General features: G+C 46.9%; 3 protein-coding genes and 1 pseudogene. 3 read left to right on the top strand and 1 reads right to left on the bottom strand.

Annotated features, from left to right (window positions below):
- Positions 1-503 (bottom strand): glutathione peroxidase (locus tag PGX78_RS06205; RefSeq protein ID WP_270445911.1); only part of this gene is annotated, 503 nt, incomplete at its 3' end.
- A gap of 209 nt (positions 504-712) precedes the next feature.
- Between PGX78_RS06205 and PGX78_RS06200 the strand changes: the two genes are divergently transcribed.
- The 3 genes and pseudogenes from PGX78_RS06200 to PGX78_RS06190 form a co-directional block, all read left to right on the top strand.
- Positions 713-1,231 carry a gamma carbonic anhydrase family protein gene (locus PGX78_RS06200; RefSeq protein ID WP_006943167.1) on the top strand — a complete coding sequence of 173 codons (519 nt, stop codon included), beginning with the start codon at positions 713-715 and terminating at the stop codon, positions 1,229-1,231.
- A gap of 206 nt (positions 1,232-1,437) precedes the next feature.
- On the top strand, positions 1,438-3,852 hold the full coding sequence (locus PGX78_RS06195; protein WP_270445909.1) for a DUF3656 domain-containing U32 family peptidase: 2,415 nt from the start codon (positions 1,438-1,440) through the stop codon (positions 3,850-3,852).
- Between the two features lie 8 nt (positions 3,853-3,860).
- Positions 3,861-4,544 (top strand): annotated as a pseudogene (locus PGX78_RS06190) (endonuclease MutS2); the annotation flags it as partial.

Below are 4,544 nucleotides of genomic sequence, written 5' to 3'. Positions count from 1 at the left end.
GTGCTCGGTTCAAAGCGGGTAATTTGCGTACCGTCTTTGCTTACGAGGAATTTCGTGAAATTCCATTTAATACCGTTGCCTTCCAAGTTTTCCGGGTAATATTCGCCTACTACTTTTTTAATCAATTGGCCCGATTCTTTGCTTTCTTCATAACCCTTAAAAGGAGCCGCATCGCTTAAGTACTTGAAGAGGGGGTCGGCATTGTCGCCGCGCACGTCCGTAATTGCGAAAACGGGAAAAGTTACGCCGTAGTTTAACTTGCAGAACGAAGCCGCTTCATCATTCGTGCCCGGCTCCTGATCCAAAAACTGATTGGACGGGAAGCCGAGAACTACAAGTCCTTGGTCCTTATATTCTTTGTATAATTTTTCCAACCCTTCATACTGGGGCGTAAAGCCGCATTTGCTGGCTGTATTGGCAATAATCAGTACCTTGCCCTTATATTGCGATAAATCTACCGATTCGCCCTTAACATTTTTTACTTTATAATCGTATACGCTCATGTTCTTACCTCCATAGTAAATTGAACAATAGATAATCAATAATATTTATTTGTTAGTTATAGTATACGATAACTTAAACCATAAATCAATACCTTTGAAGTATATTTTTAAAGCATAGAGAATAAGGGCATTTTACGGACTCATGAATAGAGACGGTAGCCGCTCATCTGTTGCAAATGGTATAATATGTACAAAAGGGAGGTAGAAGTATGGCACATATACATACGCTGGGTAATAAGACCCCGCATATTCATGAAACGGCTATGATTGCGCCTACAGCCGTAATTATCGGGGATGTAACGATTGATGAAGGAGTCAGCATTTGGCCTAACGTAGTTATTCGCGGTGATATTGCTCCTATTCATGTAGGAGCTTATACGAATATACAGGATAATTCGACCTTACATGCCGATATCGATACACCTCTTACCATTGAACCGTATGTCCTAATCGGCCATAACTGTATGGTACACGGCAGTCGCGTAGGTGAATGTACTCTTATCGGTATGTGTTCCTGCGTCATGGGATGGACGGAAGTAGGTAAGGAATGTATAGTCGGGGCTTACTCCTTAGTAACTCAAGGTAAAAAGATTCCTGACAGATCTCTGGCCTTCGGTAATCCTGCTAAAGTTATACGATCCACCAATGATGAAGATGTGGCCGGGACGAAACACGGCGTTACGGAATATTATGAACTGAGTCGACAGTATACGGATTGGAAGGTATAAACCGCATACCTACGCGTTTTCAAGATTCGTTGTCGTTGACAGACCCGACTCGTATACCTATAATAAGAAAAGTAATATACGATAGAAACAACAAAACATACATCTTCCCGTACGGAGTATAAACAGACGGATATATATCCGTCTGTTTTTCAAATTACGCAGTTGTACGGTAAGAAAAACTATTGATATGGGAAAGGACGACTACCATGGCGGAACTGTTGGCACCGGCCGGTTCGGCGGACCACATAAAAGCGGCTATTGCCGCCGGAGCTGATGCCGTGTATTTGGGTGGCAAGGCTTTTAATGCCCGCAAATATGCACATAATTTGGACAACGACGAATTGAAAGCCTCTGTGGAAACGGCTCACTTGTTCGGTGTCAAGGTATATGTAACGGTGAATATTCTGATTAGCGATGCGGAAATGGGCGAACTGACGGAATACATTCGCTTTCTCGACGAAATCGACACGGACGGAATTATTGTTCAGGATTTGGCCGTTGCCGCAGTGGCTCGGAAGGTGGCTCCGAACTTACCCTTACACGGCAGTACGCAAATGACCGTAGCCGACCTCGAAGGAGCTCGTTTTTTACAATCCCTGGGCTTTACGCAAGTCGTCTTGTCACGAGAATTGTCGCTCAAAGAAATTGAAGCGGTTTGCAAGGAAACGGATTTAACCGTAGAAATCTTTATTCACGGGGCGTCGTGTATGTCTTATTCGGGACAGTGCTTGATGAGCAGCTTTTTCGGCGGGCGCAGCGGCAATAGAGGGGCTTGCGCACAGCCTTGCCGATTGCCCTACACCTTATATGAAAATGATGCGGTCAAGACGGATAAGGCCTACCTGTTGAGCTTAAAAGATCTTAGTCTATTAGACGATATAGAGGCTCTTTTAAAAGCCGGCGTAGGTTCTTTGAAAATTGAAGGGCGTATGAAGAGCCCCGCATACGTATATGATGTCGTTTCGGCCTATCGCCGGGTTATAGACGGTGTTTACGGCAATGAGAGACAGAAGGAAAAGGCACTTGCACAAGGCCGGGAGCTATTGGGTACGAGCTTTAATCGAGGCAGGCAGTCTGACTTTTTACATGGCACAGTGGGTCTTGAAACGGCTACGTCCGGAGCCGGTAGGAATAAAGGTAAAGAAGTAGGGACGGTAATGAAGGTGCATGAACGTATTTTGAATGCTTACCTTCAGGTGCCTGTTCATATAGGCGATACAATAAAAGTAATTCGTTCGGACGGCCACGAAGCGGTCGATGAGGTTCAGGACGTGACGAACCTATCGGATACGCAGGCGGAACTGACAGTACGGCGTAAGGATATGATGAAGGGGCGTCTCTTTTTAATTTCCGAAAAGGCGGATGATAAGAGTGAAGAAGCGTATAAGAATCGGCAAATACCTTTATATTTTCACGTTGAACCGGATGAAGAAGGCTACTTGAAGTGTTTGGCCTGGGATGACAAAGGCCACACCGTTTCGGTATGCTCCGACTATAAGCCTGAATTGGCTCGTAAGCGACCGACGACTTCAGACGTTGTGCAGGGACAGTTTAGTAAACTCGGGAATACGCCCTTTGAAGCGGCGTCTGTCACCTTAGCATCTGAAGAATATATGATACCTGTCAGTATCTTAAACGACTTGCGCAGAAGAACCGTAGCCGCCATGACCCGAGCTCGATTGGAAGAATACAGGCGACCACCGGCAGGTACGGCCTGTCCCCGGCGACAAAAACAGGCGGACCTGATGACGGACACCCCTCTTACGGTAGTGCACTGTGACAGTCTCGAAGGTCTGGAAGCCGCTGTCAGAGGCGGTGCAAAGAGACTGATTTTCGGAGGCGAATCCTATAACCATGCTTCATTTACTCAAGAAATTTGGAAAAAGGCCGTAGCCATAGGGCATAAGTCGAATGTTCCCGTTTGGGCCGGAACACCGCGTGTTATGAAGCAGGCGGATACGGAACGGATTCGTCGGGAACTGCAAAGTGCGATCCGGGCAGGTGTAGACGGAATTTACGCCAATACACCGGGGATTTTCTCTTTAGTACATGAAGAAGGGCCGAACTGTTTTATCATCGGTGATCAGTATTTAAATATCTTCAACTCACAGGCAGCTTTTATATACGAAGAAGTCGGCTGTTCGGCACTTACGGCTTCGTGCGAAATGACGTGGAAGCAGATTGGACGACTGGCGTCGTTGCAGAAGTTACCTGTCGAAGTCGTCGTAGCCGGCAAGGCGGAACTCATGATTACGGAGTATTGTCAGATTGCGGCTCATGTCGGTACGGGAGTAAAGGCCGGATGCCCGTCGCGTTGTGTAGGCAGTCGCTTTTACCTGGAGGACCGCCGCGGCGAAAGGTTTGAAATTGTTACGGATCAGTTCTGTCGCAATCATATCTTAAACAGTAAGGATACGGATATGGCTCCGTATTTTGATAAATTGATGCATGCAGGTGTTAAGGCCGTGCGCATTGAAGCACGGAACCGGGATCCGAAATGGATTGAAGCGGTGACGAGCAAATATGCTCTTCTTTGTGCCGGTGACCGCTCCGTCCTTTTCGGTAAGGACGATAAAACCGTTACGCGCGGACACTTATTCCGTAGTATTACGGATATATAGGAGAGATTATGAATAAACGAAGTATGCGCATCCTGGGCTTTTCTCAAATTCGGGATATGCTGGTGCGCTTAGCCCCGTCTCGTTTGTCGAAGGAGGCGGCACGGGCCTTAAACCCGGATACGGATGAAGATGCGGTTGTCAAAAGTTTGACAGATACGGAAGAGGCCGTCGTTTGCCTGGAAAGAGAAGGGCAAATACCTTTGGGCGGAATTACGGATATTCGCCCCTTTTTGGAAAAGGCTAAGCGAGAAGTGACCTTAAGTGCCGATGAATGCATTGCCGTTTGGGAAAATGCGCAGCGGTACGGGCAAATTCAAGACTTTTTTGCCTCTAAGGGAGAAGATTATCCGCAATTATCGCAACGAGCTGAAACGCTGGGGGACTTTTCCCTACTCGTACAGCGTGTCGGGGCTGTCTTTGATGAAAATCACCAGGTACGTGATAACGCTTCTGTAGAATTGGCACGACTGCGCACCCGTATTGCCGAATTGGAACGGCGTACGAAACGGTACATTCAGCAGATTTTAGCCGACAAATCTTATCAAAAGTACTTTCAGGACACCTTGGTTACTGTGCGTAATAATCGCAGTGTTATTCCTGTTAAGCAGGAATATCGACATGCCTTTCCCGGTATTGTTCACGACATGTCGGCCAGCGGGGCGACCTTATATGTAGAACCCTTGGCGGTCGTC

The sequence above is a fragment of the Megasphaera sp. AF13-6AC genome (assembly GCF_027685385.1).
Classification (GTDB): Bacteria; Bacillota; Negativicutes; order Veillonellales; family Megasphaeraceae; genus Megasphaera; species Megasphaera micronuciformis.
Note: the sequence above shows the minus strand (reverse complement) of the source record. Positions and strands in the feature narration are given on the sequence as shown.

Coding starts and splice junctions, on each gene's coding strand:
- PGX78_RS06200 (WP_006943167.1), top strand. CDS start 713: ATGGCACATATACATACGCTGGGTAATAAGACCCCGCATATTCATGAA.
- PGX78_RS06195 (WP_270445909.1), top strand. CDS start 1,438: ATGGCGGAACTGTTGGCACCGGCCGGTTCGGCGGACCACATAAAAGCG.